At 66.8% G+C, this 18644-nt stretch carries 20 protein-coding genes; 15 read left to right on the top strand and 5 right to left on the bottom strand.

Annotated features, from left to right (window positions below; translation table 11 throughout):
- The 9 genes from C4N9_RS07995 to C4N9_RS07955 all read left to right on the top strand — a co-directional run bounded on the left by C4N9_RS07995 (position 1) and on the right by C4N9_RS07955 (position 8120).
- Positions 1 to 324 carry a hypothetical protein gene (locus C4N9_RS07995; protein ID WP_109532788.1) on the top strand — a complete coding sequence of 108 codons (324 nt, stop codon included), beginning with the start codon at positions 1 to 3 and terminating at the stop codon, positions 322 to 324.
- Positions 321 to 641, top strand: coding sequence for a hypothetical protein (locus C4N9_RS07990; protein ID WP_109532787.1), 321 nt, complete (start codon positions 321 to 323; stop codon positions 639 to 641). The genes C4N9_RS07995 and C4N9_RS07990 overlap by 4 nt, the downstream gene beginning before the upstream one ends.
- A 206-nt stretch (positions 642 to 847) precedes the next feature.
- Positions 848 to 1408: a hypothetical protein gene (locus tag C4N9_RS07985; protein ID WP_146195136.1), complete on the top strand. Its 561-nt coding sequence runs from the start codon at positions 848 to 850 to the stop codon at positions 1406 to 1408.
- 192 nt (positions 1409 to 1600) lie between these two features.
- Positions 1601 to 2449: an alpha/beta fold hydrolase gene (locus C4N9_RS07980; protein WP_109532785.1), complete on the top strand. Its 849-nt coding sequence runs from the start codon at positions 1601 to 1603 to the stop codon at positions 2447 to 2449.
- Positions 2442 to 3350 (top strand): VOC family protein, encoded by a 909-nt coding sequence (locus tag C4N9_RS07975; protein ID WP_109532784.1) that lies wholly within the window; start codon positions 2442 to 2444, stop codon positions 3348 to 3350. Before C4N9_RS07980 ends, C4N9_RS07975 begins: the two co-directional genes overlap by 8 nt.
- Positions 3351 to 3354: 4 nt before the next feature.
- On the top strand, positions 3355 to 4146 hold the full coding sequence (locus C4N9_RS07970) for an SDR family oxidoreductase (RefSeq protein WP_109532783.1): 792 nt from the start codon (positions 3355 to 3357) through the stop codon (positions 4144 to 4146).
- Positions 4147 to 4167: 21 nt separating this feature from the next.
- Complete coding sequence (locus tag C4N9_RS07965) at positions 4168 to 5820, top strand: thiamine pyrophosphate-binding protein (RefSeq protein ID WP_109532782.1); 1653 nt, start codon at positions 4168 to 4170, stop codon at positions 5818 to 5820.
- Positions 5817 to 6638 (top strand): aspartate dehydrogenase, encoded by an 822-nt coding sequence (locus C4N9_RS07960; RefSeq protein ID WP_109532781.1) that lies wholly within the window; start codon positions 5817 to 5819, stop codon positions 6636 to 6638. The genes C4N9_RS07965 and C4N9_RS07960 overlap by 4 nt, the downstream gene beginning before the upstream one ends.
- Positions 6639 to 6647: 9 nt before the next feature.
- Positions 6648 to 8120: an aldehyde dehydrogenase gene (locus tag C4N9_RS07955; protein WP_109532780.1), complete on the top strand. Its 1473-nt coding sequence runs from the start codon at positions 6648 to 6650 to the stop codon at positions 8118 to 8120.
- Between the two features lie 22 nt (positions 8121 to 8142).
- Here the strand turns inward: C4N9_RS07955 and C4N9_RS07950 are convergent, their stop codons facing one another.
- Complete coding sequence (locus C4N9_RS07950; RefSeq protein WP_109532779.1) at positions 8143 to 8946, bottom strand: IclR family transcriptional regulator; 804 nt, start codon at positions 8944 to 8946, stop codon at positions 8143 to 8145.
- Positions 8947 to 9156: 210 nt separating this feature from the next.
- Between C4N9_RS07950 and C4N9_RS07945 the strand changes: the two genes are divergently transcribed.
- The 6 genes from C4N9_RS07945 (at position 9157) to C4N9_RS07920 (ending at position 15977) form a co-directional block, all read left to right on the top strand.
- Positions 9157 to 10281, top strand: a complete 1125-nt coding sequence (locus tag C4N9_RS07945) for an FAD-dependent monooxygenase (RefSeq protein WP_109532778.1) — start codon at positions 9157 to 9159, stop codon at positions 10279 to 10281.
- 22 nt (positions 10282 to 10303) lie between these two features.
- A complete protein-coding gene (gene dctP / locus C4N9_RS07940; RefSeq protein ID WP_168192165.1) occupies positions 10304 to 11290 on the top strand; it encodes a TRAP transporter substrate-binding protein DctP in 987 nt (328 codons plus the stop codon).
- Positions 11291 to 11358: 68 nt separating this feature from the next.
- Positions 11359 to 11859 carry a TRAP transporter small permease gene (locus C4N9_RS07935; RefSeq protein WP_109532776.1) on the top strand — a complete coding sequence of 167 codons (501 nt, stop codon included), beginning with the start codon at positions 11359 to 11361 and terminating at the stop codon, positions 11857 to 11859.
- On the top strand, positions 11856 to 13175 hold the full coding sequence (locus C4N9_RS07930) for a TRAP transporter large permease (RefSeq protein WP_210403996.1): 1320 nt from the start codon (positions 11856 to 11858) through the stop codon (positions 13173 to 13175). The genes C4N9_RS07935 and C4N9_RS07930 overlap by 4 nt, the downstream gene beginning before the upstream one ends.
- Positions 13172 to 14788 (top strand): sulfatase family protein, encoded by a 1617-nt coding sequence (locus tag C4N9_RS07925; protein ID WP_109532775.1) that lies wholly within the window; start codon positions 13172 to 13174, stop codon positions 14786 to 14788. The genes C4N9_RS07930 and C4N9_RS07925 overlap by 4 nt, the downstream gene beginning before the upstream one ends.
- A 10-nt stretch (positions 14789 to 14798) precedes the next feature.
- Positions 14799 to 15977, top strand: coding sequence for an FAD-dependent oxidoreductase (locus C4N9_RS07920; RefSeq protein WP_109532774.1), 1179 nt, complete (start codon positions 14799 to 14801; stop codon positions 15975 to 15977).
- A gap of 22 nt (positions 15978 to 15999) precedes the next feature.
- On the opposite strand, the gene C4N9_RS07915 is transcribed toward C4N9_RS07920, so the two are convergent.
- From C4N9_RS07915 to C4N9_RS07900, 4 genes are read right to left on the bottom strand one after another with little or no spacing between them, the layout of a single operon-like run.
- On the bottom strand, positions 16000 to 16521 hold the full coding sequence (locus C4N9_RS07915; RefSeq protein WP_109532773.1) for a hypothetical protein: 522 nt from the start codon (positions 16519 to 16521) through the stop codon (positions 16000 to 16002).
- On the bottom strand, positions 16518 to 17243 hold the full coding sequence (locus tag C4N9_RS07910) for an SDR family oxidoreductase (RefSeq protein ID WP_109532772.1): 726 nt from the start codon (positions 17241 to 17243) through the stop codon (positions 16518 to 16520). Before C4N9_RS07910 ends, C4N9_RS07915 begins: the two co-directional genes overlap by 4 nt.
- Positions 17243 to 18277 (bottom strand): aromatic ring-hydroxylating oxygenase subunit alpha, encoded by a 1035-nt coding sequence (locus C4N9_RS07905; protein WP_109532771.1) that lies wholly within the window; start codon positions 18275 to 18277, stop codon positions 17243 to 17245. Before C4N9_RS07905 ends, C4N9_RS07910 begins: the two co-directional genes overlap by 1 nt.
- Positions 18278 to 18315: 38 nt before the next feature.
- A complete protein-coding gene (locus C4N9_RS07900) occupies positions 18316 to 18642 on the bottom strand; it encodes a recombinase-like helix-turn-helix domain-containing protein (protein WP_210403995.1) in 327 nt (108 codons plus the stop codon).
- Between the last annotated feature and the right edge of the window lie 2 nt (positions 18643 to 18644).

Below are 18644 nucleotides of genomic sequence, written 5' to 3'. Positions count from 1 at the left end.
ATGCAGTTGACACTTTCCCCCATCCGCGGCCTGCCCGGCAGCGCCACCACCACCATCGCGGTCGAGCGCGAGCGCCTGATCGTCGACGGCCAGAGCTATGACCTGTCGCCCGTCCCCGAGGGCGGCGAGGCCATCGCGGACGGTGACGGACATCCCTTCATCGCGCCGATCACCCGGCGCGACGGGGAGATTCATGCCACCCTTCGCGTGACGCTGGGCGACGATGCCGCGCCGGAGCAACCCGGCACGGCGTGGCATGTCAACGCCACCGACGGCGCGGTCACGATTCCCGCCACCCGCCACAGCAGCGAGGTCGCACAATGACCTTCCAGCTTCATATCCGGACCCCGAAAGACATCGCCCAGGCGGCCCGCGCCGAGCAGCGCGCGCAGATCGTCGCCGCCGTCGACACCCATATCGAGGCCCGCGCCCGGATGCTGGGCTACAACAGCGCGGTCAGCTGCGTGAGTTACCGCGCCTCGAAGGTGCAAAGCTGGGTCGACGAGGCCGAGACCTTCAGCGCCTGGCGCGATTCTGTCTGGGAGGCGCTGATCGCCCTGTGCGCGGAACCGGGTGACGGCGAGGCGCCGCTGCCCGATGCCGAATCGGTGATCGCGGCCCTGCCCGTCTGGCCGGGCTGATGCGCCCCCGCCCGGGCCGGGCTCTGGCCCGGCCTGCGCGCGTCTCGCGGCCCGGGCGGATGCGTATCGCATGAGCGCAACAGATGCGGCGCTTTGCCGTGCGGGGGTATCCCCGCCCTCGACAAAGCCGCAAACCGCATCATAACATGACCCAGTTCCGTTCTAAGGGCCATGTGTTCCGGCCCGCCACCCATAGCAGGCATCGCGTGACCAATCCGATTGAACTGACCGCCTCTTCGCTTATTCATTCCCTTCGTTTCGAACATCTTCCCGCCCATGACCGTGACAAACTGACCCTTCGCGACGGGGCCTATTTCAGCTGGGACGCCGATCAGGGCGACGCCACCCTGCGCGTGCGCCCCAAGCTGGGCAGCCTGTTCCGGCTTGACGCCGAGATCGCGCGCAAGCCGCGCTGGCTGAACTTCAACCTGTCGCTCGGGCCGGGGCATGTGCCCGCCGGGTCGGCACTGGGCCTCGTCTTCGAGATCGAGGGCTGCGAGGGCGAAAGCCTTCCGGTGTTCATCCGCGCCCTCAAGGGTGGCGAGCTGGCGGATACGCCGATCGCCATGCCGCTGCGGGGCTCGGGCGAACCCGTACAGAGGACCCTGATTCACCCGGTCGCCGAGGGGCAGCCGCTGGCCCAGCCCTCGGATTACCTGACGCTGGTGATCCAGTTGCCGCGCACGAATTTCTCGATGGAATTGCGCAACATGACGCTGTTCGTCACCGATCCGGACGGCGCGAAGGCTCTCGCCGCCGCAAGCTGACGGGCCGTCGCCCGACCATCGCGCACCGCCTCAAGGCCACGCCGCATCCGCGCGCGTGGCCTTTTCCGTCGTGCCCGCTTCTGCGCCACGGGAAGCCGGCTGCAATCTGTCGTTGACACAATCCCGATCTCGCTTTAGCATTTTTGAACGAGTTGTTCATATTTGAACGCGACGGAGCGAACGGGTAGCGCGATGGAACGGCAGGGACGCAAGGCAGGGATCGAGTGGATCGGCCGCGATGGCCGCGATCCTGCCATCGTGTTCCTGCATGGCATCGGTTCGAACGCCGCCTCCTTTGGCGACCTCATGCCGCTCATTCCCGAAGGCCCCCGCCTGATCGCGTGGAATGCGCCCGGTTATGGCGGCTCTGAGCGGCTGGCCGTCGACTGGCCGACCGACCGCGATTATGCCGATGCCTTGGCGCGGTTTCTCGATGCGCTGGATTGTGACCGGGTGATCATCGTCGGCCATTCGCTGGGCACGCTGATGGGCAGTGCCTTTGCCCGCGCCTATCCCGACCGGGTCGGGCAGCTGATCCTTGCCGCCAGTGCCTGTGGCTATGCCGTCGCGCCCGGCGACGACCTGCCGCCCAAGGTGGCCGCGCGGATCACCGACCTGCGCGCGCTGGGACCGGCAGAATTCGCCCGCACCCGCGCGCCGCGCCTCATCTTCGATCCCGAGGCCAATCCCGCGCTTGTCGCCCGCGTCGAGGCGGGCATGGCGCAGGTCGATCCCGAAGGCTACGCGCAGGCGGTGCGGATGCTGGCGGGTGGCGATCTGGAGGCCAATCTGCGCGGCGTGACGGTACCTTGCGATTTCATTCTGGGGGCCGGGGACATCGTCACGCCCCCCGACCAGACCGAGCGCGCGATGCGCGCGCTTGCCACGACCGGCCAGACCCCGCGCCGCATCGACATCGCCGGGGCCGGCCACGCCGTCTATCTGCAAAAGCCGCAGGACTTCGTTCAGGCGCTTTTGCAGCTCATCCCCCCGCATGCGGATGCGCGCATGCCCAGCCCGACCGGAGGACATCATGGCTGACAAGATCAGCGTCGGACATCTGCGCGGTATCGTCATGCGCGCGCCCGGCATGACCGCGACCAAGGCCTTCTATACCGAGCAATGGGGCCTGCACGAAGCCGCCAGCGACGAGGGCATCGTCTATCTGCACGGCACCAGCGCCGAGCCCTTTCTCTACGGGCTGAAGGACGGCGACACCTATGGCATCGAATACGCCCATTTCGGCATGGAAAACCGCGACGATATGATCGCGCTCTATGCGCAGGTCGTGGCCGAGGGCGGGACCGTGCTGGGCGCGCCCGCGCTCTTCAACGACAAGATCGGCGGCTACGGGTTCGAAATGCTGGACCCCGACAACCGCCGCCTGCGCTTCACCACCGATCTGCAGATGCGCGAGGCGTCCCAGAAACACGCCTATCCGCACAAGATCTCGCATCTGGTGTTCAACACGCCCGATCTCGAAGGCTCCGAGGCGTGGTATGCGCGCGTGCTGGGCTTCCGCACCAGCGACTATTCCGCCGATCAGATGACCTTCATGCGCTGCAACGAAACCCATCACGCCGTGGCGCTGGTGCGGGCGCAGTATCCGTCGATCAACCACGTTGCCTTCGAAGTGCCCGGCATCAACAGCTTCATGCGCGCGATCGGCCGGATGAAGCAGAACGGACAGGTTCCCAGCTGGGGGCCGGGCCGTCACGGGCCGGGCGACAACCCGTTCGCCTATTTCGTCTCGCCCTCGGGCTTCGTCATCGAGTTCACCGCCGATGTCGAGCTGATCGACGAGGACACGCACGAGGCGCGCGTCTGGTCGCGCTCGGACCCCGAGGCGATGGACCAGTGGATGACCGCCGGCCCGCCCACGCCCGCGCAACGCACCGTGATGGCCGGACGGCCGGATTTTGGCTTCCCCAAACCGGAGTGACGGCATGGATCTGCAACTGAACTACAAGACGGCCATCGTCACCGGCGGGTCGTCGGGCATCGGTCTGGCTACCGCGCGCTGCCTGCTGGAAGAAGGCGCAAACGTCGCCATCTGCGCCCGGGGCGCCGAGCGGCTGGAAAAGGTCCGCGCAGATTTCGCTGGCGAGTTCGGGGAAGACCGGGTCCTTGCCAAGGCGTTCTCGGTGCTCGACCGGGCCGAGGTCGAGGCCTTCGCCGCCGAGGTGAACGACCGTTTCGGCGGCTGCGACGTGCTCATCACCAATGCCGGTCAGGGCCGGGTGTCGACCTTCGCCGACACGTCCGAGCAGGATTGGCGCGACGAGCTTGAGCTGAAATTCTTCAGCCAGCTCAACCCGATCCATGCCTGCCTGCCGATGCTCAAAGCCTCGGACGCGGGCGCCATCGTGGCGGTCAATTCGCTGCTGGCCTATCAGCCCGAGCCGCATATGGTCTGCACCTCGGCTGCGCGCAGCGGCGTGCAGAACCTGCTGAAATCCCTGTCGGTCGAGCTGGCCCCCAAGGTGCGCGTCAACTCGATCCTGCTGGGTCTGGTCGACAGCCAGCAATGGCAGCGCCGCTTCGACGCGCGCGAGGATCAGAGCCAGTCGCGCGCCGAGTGGTACGGGCAGCTCGCCGCCAAGAAGAAGATCCCCCTCGGACGTCTGGGCGACCCGCAGGAAGCGGCCCGCGCGCTGACTTTCCTCGCCTCTCCTGCCGCCAGTTACATCACCGGGGCACAGCTGGAAATCTCGGGCGGCGTTTCGCGCTTCGCCTGACCTCTCAAGGAAGATCCGCTCATGACGGAAACAGTCGGTTATCAGATCGCCCGCGCGCTTGCCGATATCGGGGTGAAAACGGTGTTCGGGGTGATCTCGATCCACAACATGCCGATCCTCGACGGCATCGCCACGCAGGACCGCATCCGATTCGTCCCTGCGCGGGGCGAGGCCGGGGCGATGGGCATGGCCGACGCCTATTCGCGCGTCACGGGCGAGCTGGGCGTGGTCATCACCTCGACCGGGACTGCAGCGGGCAACGCCGCCGGCGCGCAGGCCGAGGCCCTGACCGCCGGCAGCCGTGTGCTGCACATCACCACCCAGATCGACCGCGAATTCATGGATCGCGACCGCGCCGCCATCCACGACGTGCCCAAACAGCCCGAAATGCTGCGCGGCGTGTCCAAGGCCGTGTTCCGCATCTGGGACGAGAAATCCGCCACCGGCACGCTTGAAGCCGCCGTGCGCGCGGCCCTGACGCCCCCCACCGGCCCCGTCAGCCTTGAGATCCCGGTCGATGTGCAGCGGCTTGACGCGATGGACGGCCACCCGGCGGTGGCCCCCGTCGTCGCGCTTCCCGGCAATGACGAGACGCGCCTCGATGCGCTGGCCGAGATGGTGAAACAGGCCAAACGCCCGATGATCTGGCTGGGAGGCGGCGCGCGCGGCGCGCAGGCCGAAGCGACCGAGCTGGTCGCGCGCGGTTTCGGCGCCGTCACCTCGACCCAGGGCCGCGCCGTGGTGCCCGAGGAGAACCCCGCCACGTTGGGCGCGTTCAACATGACGCCCGAGGCGCAGGCAATCTACGCGCAATCCGACCTGATGATCGTCGTGGGCTCGCGTCTGCGGGGGAACGAGACGCTCAACAACAAGATGGCGCTGCCCCGTCCGCTGGTTCAGATCGACGCCGACGCCACGCAATACGGCCGCAACTACCCGGTCGACCTGTTCCTGTGCGGCGATGCGGCCAAGACCCTGCGCGGGCTTCTGGACCGGCTGCCCGCGAAACTGGATGTGGACCCGCAGCAGGCCTATGACATCGCCGTCGCCCGCGCCAAGGCCGAGGGCGTCCTGCGCGAGCGGCTGGGACCGTATCAGGTCATCGCCGATCACCTGATGAGCGTGATCCCGGCGGGCAAGCATCCCTGGGTGCGCGACGTGACGATCTCGAACTCGACCTTCGGCAACCGTTACGTCCAGATCGGTGCGCCCAATCTTGGCGTGCACGCGCTGGGGGGCGGCATCGGTCAGGGCGTGGCGATGGGCATCGGCGCTGCCGTCGCCTCGCCCGATGCGCGCACCGTCACGCTTCTGGGCGACGGGGGCACGATGCTGGGCCTGGCCGAGCTGATCACCGCGGTGGACGAAGATCTCGACATGACGTTCCTGCTGATGAACGATCAGGCTTACGGCGTGATCGAGAACATCCAGGATGCCCAGTATGACGGGCGGCGGCATTACTCGAAACTGAAGACGCCGAATTTCGCCAAGCTGTGCGATGCCATCGACCTGCCCCATACCAAGGTTGACGACATCACCGCGTTCGAGGCGGTCTTCAACGAGAGCATGACGCGCAAGGGCCCGCATGTGGTCGAGGTCGACATGACGGCCATCGGCCCTTACGCGGTGGCCTTTGCCGGCCCGCCCGCCGGGGCCGCCGGGGGCAAGTCGTGACGACGATCGGAATCATCGGCTTCGGCTCGATCGCGCGCGACCTGATCGACATCCTCTGCGCGCAGGACCCGCCGCCCGAGGCACTGGTCATCATGGTGCGTCCCGAGAAGACGGGCGAAACGCTGGCTGCGGCGCAAGAGCAGGTCGCCGGGCGTTGCGCGGTCCATGTCGTGTCCGACACGACGGGCCTGTTCGCTGCCCGGCCCGACGTGATCGCCGAATGCGCCAGCCATACCGCCGTGGCCCAGTTCGGCCCCGCCATCCTGCGCGCGCAGATCGACATTGTTGTCGCGTCGATCGGCGCGCTGGCCGACCCGCAGACCGAGGCCGCGCTGAAAGCCGCCGCCGAGGGCGGCTCGGCCCAGCTCGTGCTGCCTGCGGGCGCCATCGGCGGCATCGACATGCTGGCGGCCGCCCGCTTGTCGGGCCTGACCGGCGTCACGTATACTGGCCGCAAACCGCCCCGCGCCTGGAGCGGCACGCCCGCCGAACAGGCCGTCGATCTGCCCGCGCTGACCGAAGCCACGGTGTTCTTCGAAGGCTCGGCGCGCGAGGCGGCGACGCAATACCCCAAGAACGCCAATGTCGCCGCCACGCTGGCAATCGCCGGTCTGGGCATGGACGAGACCCGCGTTCGGCTGGTCGCCGATCCCGGCGTCGATACCAACACGCATGAATTCAGCGTGCAGTCGCAGGCGGTGGATTTCGCGGTCACGCTGACTGCCAAAGCTTCGCCGCGCAATCCGAAAACCTCGGCCTCGACCGCCTACAGCGTCGCGCGCGCGGTGCTGAACCGCTCGGCCGGCATCGTCATCTGAGGACAGAGCATGAGTCACGATTTCTCGAACGGCCATCTGCTGATCGGCGGCCAGTGGCGCGCGGGCAAAGGCGCGCCGATCACCTCGATCTTCGCCGCCGAAGGAACCGAGAACCAGACCTTCAACGGCGCCTCGCGCGAGGATGTCGACGAGGCCATTGCCGCGGCAAAGGCCGCCCAACCCGCCTGGGGCGCGCTGAAACCGCATGAGCGTGCAAGCTATCTCTACCGTATCTCGGAAGGGATCAGCGCCGATATCGACCGCATTTCCTGGGTGCAAAGCCGCGACACGTCGAAAACGCTGGCCGAGACGCGCGCGCTGGCGGCCTCGGCTGCCGCGACCTTCCGCTATTTCGCCGCCGTTCTGGAAACCTCGGACGAGCTGCTGACCGTGCCGCGCGGAGATTACACCACGCTATCGGTGCATGAACCCCTGGGCGTCGTCGCCGCGATCACGCCGTGGAATTCGCCCATCGCATCCGACGCGCAAAAGGTCGCGCCCGCCCTGGCCGCCGGGAACGCGGTGCTGCTGAAGCCCGCAAGCTGGTCGCCGCTGGTCTGCCTTGAACTCGCGCGGATCATCGACGAGGCGGGGCTGCCCAAGGGCCTGTTCTCGGTCCTGCCCGGATCCGGGCGCGAGGTCGGCAACCTGCTGGTCGAGCATCCGGACATCGCCAAGGTGTCCTTCACCGGCGGCACCTCGACCGGCAAGCATCTGGCGCGCATCGCCGCCGACAAGCTGATGCCCGTTTCGCTGGAACTGGGCGGGAAATCCCCCACCATCGTGTTCGAGGATTGCGACGAGGATCTGGCCATCGCCGGCATCCTGTTCGGCATCTTCTCATCGAGCGGGCAAAGCTGCATCGCCGGCTCGCGCCTGTTCGTGCAGCGCTCGATTTACGCCCGTTTCGTCGACCGTCTGGTCACCGCGACCAAGGCGCTGAAGGTCGGCCATCCCTTCGACGTGGACACGCAGGTCTCGTCGCTGGTCCATGCCGATCACCGCGCCTCGGTCGAGGGCTATGTCGCCATGGCGCTGGAAGACGGCGGGCGGGTCCTGTGCGGCGGCAAACGGCCCGAAGGGCTGGACGTGGGTGCCTTCTACGAACCCACGATCATCGCCGATGTCGCCAATACCGACCGGATCTGCCGCGAAGAGGTGTTCGGCCCGGTTCTGGTGGTGATGCCGTTTGACGACGAGGCCGACGTGATCGCCACGGGCAACGACAACGAATACGGCCTCGCCTGCGGGATCTGGAGCCGCGACCACGTCAAATGTCAGCGCATCGCGCGGGCGATCAAGGCGGGGACGGTCTGGATCAATACCTACAAGCAATTCTCGATCTCGACGCCGTTCGGCGGCGACGGGGCCAGCGGCATCGGGCGCGAAAAGGGCCGCGCGGGGCTGCGCGCCTACCAGTCGCAGAAGTCGATCTACGAGGATATGTCCGGCCGCCCGCACCCGTGGGCGCGCTGGCCGTGAAACCCTGCCCGTGGCGAAAGCGTCAGGCGCGGGGCATGTAGCCCAGCGCCTGCGACGCCCGGAAAGCCGCGCCCTTGACCGCTTTCCGGATCCGGTCCGTACCCTCGGCCGCTTCCGCCGAGAACGCCGATTGCGGGCCCGAGACGTTCAGCGCCCCCACCGGCGTGCGCTGATGATCGAAGATCGCCGCCGCGCAAGAGCCGATACCGGCTTCGAAATTCCCCTCGCTCCACGCCACGCCCGCCGCCCTGTCGGCGCGCGCCTGTTCCAGGACCTCGGACAGGGTGACGGGGGTCTTCGACGTATTCGCGGGCAGCGGCGCATCCGCGAAAAGCGCGGTGATCTGGTCCTCGCTCAGCTCGGCCAGGATCGCGCGTCCGATGGACGAAGCATGGGCGGCCAGCCGCGACCCGGCGCGCACGTTGCTGACCAGGTGCGTGTTGGGTGTCTCGCGGCTGAGATAGACGATGTCGGGCCCGTCAAGGATGCCCATATGCGCGGACATACCCGTTTCGGCGCAAAGCTCGGCCAGAACCGGCTGGCAGACCTGCACCAGATCGCGCCCGTGCATCGCCTGCGATCCCAGCGTGATCAGCCCGACGCCCAGCCGATAGCCCGCGCCGTTGGCGATTTCCTCGATCATGCGGTTCGTGCTGAGCGTGTGAATAAGGCGAATCAGCGTGGTACGGTTGATTCCCAGCGCTTCGGACGTGGCGCTCAGATTGCGGCAGGTGTTACCGTCGCCAATGTGACGCAGAAGCTTCAGCGCCCGCTCGACCGGCGGAACGGAATACTCCGCCGCCTTGGGTTTGCCATCGCCGTCCATGCGTCACTCCCTCGAATTTTCGCTCATTATAGAACACTTGAAGCGTATTTGAACAGCGCCTTGTGCCTGCGGACGGCAGGTCCCGGCGTCACGATGGCCCGCCCGGACAAAGCCCCGCTAAATTCCTTGACTGGTTTCTGGAAGCGGTCTAGCCTGTTTGAACGCTATGTTCACAATAGAACACCTACGAAAAGAATGCGGGGAACTGGCATGTCGACGCTGTCCATCGGGATCTGTGGTGCGGGACTGGGGGGATTGGCCGCCGCCATCGCGCTGCGCAAGGCCGGTCACCGGGTCGAGGTTTTCGAACGCACCGCGAAGTTCAACCGCGTCGGCGCCGATATCAACCTGACGCCGAACGCGGTCTTCGCGCTCGACAAGCTGGGCGTCGGCCAGTTCCTGCGCCACTCGGCCGCGCGCCCCACCTTCCGCATCAGCCGCGACGGTCTCACGGGCGAGGAAACCTCGCGCCTGCCGATGAGCGCCGCGGCCGAAGAGAAATACGGCGCGCCGCAACTGACCATCCACCGCGCGGACCTGCTGCAGGCGCTGCAAGACCAGCTGCCCGAGGGCTGCATCCACCTGGGCGCCAGGGTCGAGAAGGTCGAGCCGGGCGCGACCGACGCGACCATCCACTTCGCCGATGGCAGTCAGAAGACCTTTGATCTGGTGATCGGCGCGGACGGGATCCATTCACCCACCCGCACCGCGCTGTGGGGCCAGGACGACCCGGAATTCACCGGCCTTGTCTCCTATCGCGGCGTGTTCCCGCGCGAACGGGTCGAAGGCATGGCCGATATCGACGCCTTCACCAAGTGGTGGGGCACCAGCAAGGACAAGCAGATCGTCGTCTTTCCGCTGACGCTGGGGCGTGAAATCTTCGTCTTCGCCACCACCCCGCAGGACGACTGGACCGAAGAGGGCTGGACCCTGCCCGGCGATATCGACGCGCTGCGCAGCGCCTATGCCGATTTCCACCCCGAAGCGCGCAAGATCCTCGATGCCTGCGACGAGGTCACCGCCTCGGCACTGTTCGTGCGCGAACCGATGGAACGCTGGGCCAAGGGCCGCGTCACGCTTCTGGGCGATGCCGCGCATCCGATGGTGCCCTTCATGGCGCAGGGCGCCTGCATGGCGATCGAGGACGCGGTCGTGCTGGCCCGCGCCCTGACCGATGCCGCCGACGTGGACGCCGCGCTTGCCGCCTACGAGGCCGAGCGCAAGCCGCGTACGGCGCGCATCCAGGAAAGTTCTCTGGCCAATGAGTGGTTGAAGAAAGGCAGCAACGCGGACTGGGTCTATGCGTATGACGCATGGTCCGTGCCGCTCTCGTAACCAATACCAACTGGGAGTCACCATGAAACATCTGTTCAAAAGCGCCCTCGTGAAAAGCGCTGTTGTCGCCGCCGGTCTCGTCGGTGCCGCCGCCCCGGCGCTGGCCGATGAAGTCGTCCTGAACGCCGTCACGCTGGCCCCGCGCCAGGTGAACATCACCGAGCCCTTCGCGCTGTTCGTGGACGAGGTGAACGAGCGCTTCGAAGGCCGTGTCCGCATCGTCTGGCGCGGTGGCCCCGAGGTGATGCCGCCCTTCCGTCAGGCCGAGGGCGTGCGCAACGGGTCGATCGACATGGCCTATACCAGCCCCAGCTATTACGGCGGTCTGGTCCCTGCCTCGCCGACGATGAACCTGTCGTTCAACGATTACGAAACCATCGCCGCGACCGATTACCACGAGCGTCTGACCGAGCTGCACGAAGAGCAGGGCCTGGTTCTGCTGGGCGAGATCCCGGCGACCGATCTCGACTTCCTGATCTACCTTGCGGAACCCATCGAGTCGCTGGACGAGCTGCAGGGCAAGCGTATCCGCGTCTTCCCGACCCTGCTGCCGCTGATCCAGGCGCTGGGCGCCGAGCCCATCGTGCTGCCGATGGAAGAGATCTTCACCGCCATGGAGCGCGGCACCGTCGACGGTTTCGTGCAGGGTCCGGTCGGCAATCACCTGCAATTCGAAGGCATCGTGCAACAGGTCATCTATCCCGGCGTCTATCGCGCGGGCTTCCCCGTGCTGGTCAATCCCGACACCTGGGCCGAGATCCCGGCCGAAACGCAGGCCGAGCTGGTCTCGTTCCTGCGCGACGACTTCGCGCCGCGCATGGATGAGATCTGGGAAGACGACCTGGCCCAGGGCGTGGCGGAAATGGAGCAGGCGGGCTTCCAGCGCCTGGAACTGACCGGCGCCGACGAGGAAGCGTATCGCCAGACTGCCATGGACGCGGCCTGGGCCACCATCGTGGAAAGCGCGGGCGAGGAAATCGCCGCCGAACTGCGCCCGATGATGGAATGACCGGCCAGGACTGACATTCAGGCGGCCGGGATTCCCCCGGCCGCTTTTTTCAAACAAGGGGACGGGCTTTGGCACTCTACACCCTGATCGTCCGTCTGTTCAGCCGGCTCAACCTTGCCTGTGCTGTGCTGGCGTCCGCGATCCTGTTCTTCATCGCGACCATCATCTTTGTCGAGGTCGTCGGTCGCGCCCTGACCGGCACGTCGCAGCTATGGGTGGTCGAGGTCAGCGAATACTCGCTGCTCTACATCACCTTCCTCGGCGCGCCCTACCTGCTCGAGAAGAACCAGCATGTCATGCTTGATGTGCTTTATGCCCATCTCAGCCCGTCGGGCCAGCGGGCGGCCGCGCTGTTCAACGGGGTGCTGGGCCTTCTGGTCTGCGTCGCGCTGGCCATCGTCGGAACGCAGGTCGTCATCGACCAGATCGCCAGCGGTGTGCGCGAGGTCACGGTGATGCGCCCGCACAGCTTCTGGCTGACGCTTTCTTTGCCGCTGGGCATGGCCCTGATGGCATTTCAATTTCTGGACCAATGCGTCCGCGCAGTGACGGGCAGGGCCGAAGCATGATGGAATGGTACATCGTCGTTCTGGTCATCGTCGCCCCGCTTCTGCTCTTGATGGTGACGGGACTGCCCGTGGCCTTTGCCTTTCTGGTGGTGAACCTCGTCGGCGGCTACATGCTGATGGGGGGCATGTCGGGGGTCGAGCAGCTGGTGCTGAACACCGTCGATTCGCTGGCCAGCTTCACGCTGGTTCCCATCGCGCTGTTCATGATCATGGGCGAAGCCATGTTCCAGTCGCGCATCGCCATCGACCTGATGGACACGCTGGACAAGTGGATCGGCAAGCTGCGCGGACGGCTGGCCTTCATGGCCGTGGGCGGCGGCGTGATGTTCTCGACGCTGACGGGCAACTCGATGGGGTCGATCGCGCTTCTGGGCTCGACGCTGGTCCCCGAGATGGAAAAGCGCGGCTACAAGAAGCCGATGTCGCTGGGCCCGATTCTGGGCTCGGCCGGGCTGGCGATCATGATCCCGCCCTCGTCGCTGGCGGTCGTGCTGGGCGTGGTGTCCGAGCTGTCGATCGGCCGCATCCTGATCGGGATCATCGTGCCGGGCCTGCTGATGGCCGTGCTCTACGCGGTCTATATCCTCGTGCGCTGCACGCTGCAGCCCGATCTGGCGCCCAGTTTCGACGTGCCGCCGGTGCCGATGAAGGACAAGCTGCACGCCACGGCGGTGCATATCCTGCCGCTGACCATCGTCGTCTTCTCGGTGGTGGGGGTGATCTTCCTCGGCCTCGCCACGCCGTCCGAAGCCGCCGCGACCGGGGCCTTCGCAACGCTGGCGCTGGCCGCGATCAAGCGGCGGCTAAGCTGGAAGGTCTTCTCGACCTCGATCTTCAACAGCGCGAATATCTCGGTGATGGTGCTGCTGATCGTCTCGGGCGCGACCGCCTTCACGCAGATCCTCGCCTATACCGGCGCCACTTACGGCATGGTCGATGCGATCACCTCGCTCGATGCCAGCCCCTCGATCATCGTGCTGGCGATGATCGGCGCGGTGATCTTCCTGGGCATGTTCATGGGTCCCCTGCCCATCATGCTGATCACCCTGCCGATCTTCGTGCCGATCGTCATCCAGTTCGGCTTCGACCCGATCTGGTTCGCGGCGATGTATCTGGTGGCGATCGAGACCGGCTCGACCTCGCCGCCGCTGGGGGCCGCGCTTTTCGTGATGAAGGCGGTGGCACCCAAGGGCACGTCGATGAACGACATCTACAAGGCCGCAATGCCCTTCATCATTTGTGACCTTGTGGCGATCCTGATCCTGTTCTTCTTCCCCGCTCTGGTGACCGCGCCGGTCGCCTACATGATGCGATGACGGGGCCGGAACCGAACCGCAACGAAACGGGGCGCGCCGCAACCGCGACGCGCCCCAGCTTCATCGTCTTCATGACCGATCAGCAGCGCGCGGATCATCTGGGCTGCTACGGCAACCCCGTCGTCCGCACGCCGCATATCGACGGCATCGCTCAACGCGGCGTGCGGTTCGAGAATGTCTTCACCGCCACGCCCATCTGCCAGCCCAACCGGGCCTCGCTGATCACCGGGCAGATGCCCTCGGTCAATGGCTGTCGTCAGAACGGGATCCCCGTCTCGCTCGACAGCACCACCGTCGCGGACGTGCTGCGCGCGGCCGGCTATCGCACCGGGCTGGTGGGCAAGGCGCATTTCCAGAACGTCTCGCCCGTTCCCGCCAGCCCGCGCGCCCTGCGCGGCCGGGGCAATGATCCGGTGCCCCCCTATGAGACGGCCCGCCGCGACCAGCGCACCGGCCCCGATTACGGCGCCGAAACCCGCATGGCCTGGGCGCGCGACCCGGGCCGCCAGATCCCCCTGCCCTATTACGGGTTCGAGCATGTCCGCCTGTGCATCGGCCATGGCGATCAGGTCGAGGGGCATTATTCCGGCTGGTTGCAAGAGCGGCTGAACGGCGCCCCCGATCCGCGCGGACGGGCGCAGGCGCTGCCCGACGACAAGGGCGAGGCGCCGCAGATCTGGCGCACCGCTTTGCCCGAGGATCTGTATCCCACCGCCTATATTGCCGAGGAAGCCTGCACTTTTCTCCAAGAGACCGACCCGCGCCCCTTCTTCCTAATCGTCTCGTTCCCCGATCCGCACCACCCGTTCACGCCGCCGGGACGCTATTTCGATCTCTATGACCCCGACGCCATCGCCCTGCCCGCCAGTTTCACGCACCCGACCGGCGCGCGCGGGGATCTGCCCGACAGCCTGCTTCAGGGCTATGCGCGCGGGGATGCCGACCGCGATGCCTATTGGCCGTTCCACGCCGATGCCGACACCACCCGCCGCATGATTGCCCTGAATTACGGCGCGATCACCATGATCGACGACAGGATCGGACAGGTCCTGGCCGCGCTCGATGCTGTGGGACGCGCGGGCGACACGGTGCTGTGCTTCATGTCCGACCATGGCGATTACATGGGCGATCATGGCACGATGCTGAAACACGGGCTGCATACACGCGGCGTGATCAATGTCCCCTTCCTGTGGGCCGATCCGCAGGGCGCGCAGGGCCATGTCAGCCGCCTGCATGGCAGCGCCATCGACTTCGCGCCCACGGTGCTGCAGCGCGCCGGGCTGAAGATCCCGGTGGGGATGCAGGGCCACGACCTGTTGGCCGACGACGCGCCCGACCTGCCCGTCCTGATCGAGGATCCCGGCATGGGTGTCTATGGCGATCCGGATGCCGACAGTTCGATCCGCTCGGTGGTGTTCGGGGGCTGGCGGCTCAGCGTGTTCGAAGGGTCGGATCTGGGCGAGCTTTACGACCTGAACACCGATCCCGACGAGCTGGTAAACCTGTGGGCCGAACCCGCCGCGCAATCGAAGCGGGCCGAAATGCTGCTGATGCTGATCCAACGGCAGATCGCGCTCAGGGACAAAGCCGTGCTCGCCACCCACCAAGCCTGAGGAGGGCGCCATGACCGGACTGGATATCATCATCATCGGCGCGGGGATCGCCGGCTGTTCGGCGGCCATCGCGCTGACGCAGGCGGGTCACCGCGTGCGGGTTCTGGAAAAGCAGACCGAATGGCGGTTCCAGTCCTCGGGCATTTTTGTCTACTCGAACGGGCTGGAAACGCTGGACGATCTAGGCCTGCTCGATGACATCCTCGCCACCGGCTTTGCCGTCGACGGGGGCGAGAATGCCTATTTCGACCATCACGGCACGCCGCTGACCACCACCCATTACCCCACGGCCCGCAACGGCCGCGTGCCCGCGATCCTGGGCATCAAGCGGGCCGAGCTGCACCGCGTGCTGTCGCAGCGCATGGATGCGCTGGGGGTGCAGGTCACGCTGGGGGCCGAGGTCACGGCGCTGGACCCGGCAGGCGGCATGACACTGGCGGATGGTACGGAATTGCGCGCCGATCTGATCCTTGGCGCCGATGGCGTGCGGTCATGGACCCGCGCACAGCTCGCGCCGGGGGTCGAGCCGCGTTATACCGGCTTCGGCATCTGGCGCTCGGTCCATGAACGGCCTGCCGATCTGACGCAGAAGATCATGATGATGGGCCCCGCCAAGCGCTTCGGCATCATGCCGATCAGCGACGACCGGCTCTATACCTTCGGCACCGTCGCGCATCCCAAGGGGCGCCATATCGACCCGACCGACTGGCCCGGCGCGATGCGCGCGGCGCTGGCCGAATTCGATGGCCCCGCCGCGCCCTTCCTGTCGGAGCTGAACGACGACAGCGAGATCCTGTTCACCGCCGTGGACGAGGTGGTCATGCCCCTGCCCTGGCACCGCGACCGCGTGCTGCTGATCGGCGACGCGGCCCATGCCTCAACCCCGTTCATGGGACAGGGCGGCGCGATGGCGATGCAGGACGCGCTGGTGCTGGCGCGGATCCTGGGCGCCGGGGACGATCTGGAAACGGCGCTTGCGACCTTCGGCACGCTGCGCCTGCCGGTCTGCCAGTTCGTACAGGATGTGTCGCGCGCGGTGGGCGAGGCGGGGGCAGACGAAGACCTTGCCAGCCTGCCCCAACGCCATGAACAATTGCGTGCAACGGCGCAGGACGCGGTCGATGGATTCTACGCCAGGCTTCGGGCGATGAACGCCGAAGCGGACGCGAAAATCGCCGCGCTGGCGTAAGGCGCCGGCCCAAGGCCCAGTGTCAGAGCCCTGTGCGGCGGCCGTCGACAACCATGCCGACCTGCTCGAGCGCGTGCAGCTCGGCCCCGTCGGCCCAGGCGCCGCCCAGCACTTCCGAGCCCGAGAAATCGGCATGACCGGTGATCCGCGCGCCCGCCAGCGACAGGTTCGCCAGACAGATGCAGTCGCGCGCGATCAGCGTGCCAATCCGCGCCCGGTCGAGCGTCAGCACGCCCTGAAATTCCGCGCCCGACAGGATCAGCGTGTCGCAGACCAGCCCGTCCATGCGCAGATCGCTGCGGAACACGGCGTCCGACAGATCGACCTTACCCGTCACCTCGGCCCGGTGCAGCCAGGCCATGCCGCGAAACACCGCGCGCTGCGCCGACAGGCCCGCGCCGAAACGCGCGCCCGTCAGATCGAAACTGCGCAGAACCTTGTCGTCCAGTACCACGGGCGCGTCGAAGGACGCGCCCGCAAGCTCGGCATGCTCGCCATGCGCCCAGGGCCGGGTCAGGCTGTCGGTCAGCGCATCGGGCGTCATGTGAACACGAAGCCCCGGTTGACCGGCAGTACCTGCCCGGTCAGCGTCAAAGCGCCTTCGGACAGCAGGAAGACCACGGTGGGCGCGATATCCTCGGGCGGCTGCGGACCGGGCACGGCGCGGCCGTCCTCGTACAGCTTGTGGCGCGCCTCGGGGACGTAATCGGTCGAGGGCGTGGTCAGGATGCCCGGCGCCACAGCGGCGATGCCGATCCGGTCGGGCCCCAGCTCGCGCGACAGCGACCGCGTCATCGACATGACCGCGCCTTTCGAGGCCGTATAGCTCAACAGGTTCGGCGCGCCCCACAGCGCGGTATCCGAGGCCACGTTGACCACCCGCCCGCTGCCCGATTGCCGCAAGAGCGGCGCGCAGGCGCGGATCATCAGCCAGGTGCCGCGCACGTTGACGCGCATCACCCGGTCCCAGGTCTCAAGCTCGATATCCTCGAACCCGATCCCGCCGATCCCGGTGGCAATGGCGCCGTTATTGACCAGCCCGTCAAGCGGGCCGTCCAGCGAGGCGACGGCCGCCTTGATGCTCTCGGGCTCGCCCAGATCGACACGAACGAAACCCGCGCCCAGCTCGGTCGCCAGCGTGCGGCCCTCTTCCTCGGCGAGATCGGCGATGGTCAGGCGGGCCCCCGCCTCGACCACCGCGCGGGCCAGCACCGCGCCCAATCCGCGCGCGGCGCCGGTCACCATGACATGGCGTCCGTCCAGCATCACGCTGCCGAATCCTCGGCCGCGATCTGCGCCTTGGCCGCGCTGTTCAGCGCGCGGCGCAGATGGGCCACGCCGATATCGTGCTGGTACAGCATCTCGCGCTTGCGGGCATCGTCGGGCATCCCTTCGAGCATCACGCGGTCCTGTTCCAGCACCGCCCAGTGACGCTCTTCCAGCATCGTGCGGTACAGGAAACGCCAGCTCTGACGCTCGATGCCGGTGACCTTGCGCATCCGCCAGAAAAACACCTTGCAATGCGTCTCGTCGATCGGACAGACATAGCCCAGGATGCGCATGTTGCCCCCCGGACCCGCCGCCGGCGGATAGGGGATGTCGAGGAAGCAGAACATCCCGCTTTCGGCCACGACGAATTCCGACCAGTCGAAATTCTCGCCCGTCTGACCCACGCGGCTGACGCGGAACCCGTCGTCGCGGCGGTCGAGCTCCAGCAGATCCTGTTTCGAGCCGAAGGCCAGCGTGAAGCTTTCGGCATGCAGGTAGCAGCCGTGCATCGGGTCGGCGAGGTTATCGAGCGCGTAGCGGTAATTCACGTCCCAGACCGAAGTGCACAGGAAACCGGTCCATTCCGGATCGGACAATTCCTTGGGCAGCGGCAATTCGGGCGGCTCGGGGCGGTCGACCGAGGGGATATAGACGAAGACCGCGTCATGCGCTTCCTGCACGACGAAGTCGCGCAGGGCCTTGCGGCCTTCCATCGCGCAATCGGGCATCGCGGGCACGCGCTGCACGGTGCCGGTCCCGTCGACGATGACACCGTGATAGCGGCAGCCGATATTGCCGTCATGCACTTCGCCGTAGCTCAGGGGCGCACCCCGGTGCGGGCAGTAATCCTCGATGCAGCGGATCTTGCCGTCGCGGTCGCGCCACAGGACGATCTTCTCGCCCAGAACCTTGGTGCCATAGGGCCGCTTGGCCGAGATCTGCACCGATTTGGCGACCGGGTACCAGTATCCGCGAAGCCCCTCGTTCACGCGGGCTTCGATCCTTGCTTTGGTGGCTGGGTCAGTCAGCATTCTCTGTCTCCCTCGCGGTTCTTGATCCGCGGCGTCGGTCAGGCGCCGATGCCGTTCTCGGCATAGGCGGCGTCATAGGCCTCATTGATGGCGGTCAGTTCGGCTTCGAACAGCGCCGCGTCCCAGTCGGTGCGACCCGAAACCGGGGCTTTCACGCCCCGCTCGGTCAGCGCCTTGGCCATGGCGGCGGGATCGCTGACCCCGCTGCCGTAGATGTCCATCATCGCCTCGGCCAGCGCATGCTCCTCGGCCGAGGGCGCGCGGCCGGTGCTCTGATGCGCCAGCTCGGCACGGCCCGGCTCACGCAAGGCGGCGGCCATCACATCGGTGAAGGCGTCGCGCGATTTCTGCTGCTCATTGCTCATGG

The organism is Pararhodobacter marinus (genome assembly GCF_003122215.1).
Taxonomy (GTDB): domain Bacteria; phylum Pseudomonadota; class Alphaproteobacteria; order Rhodobacterales; family Rhodobacteraceae; genus Pararhodobacter; species Pararhodobacter marinus.
Note: the sequence above shows the minus strand (reverse complement) of the source record. Positions and strands in the feature narration are given on the sequence as shown.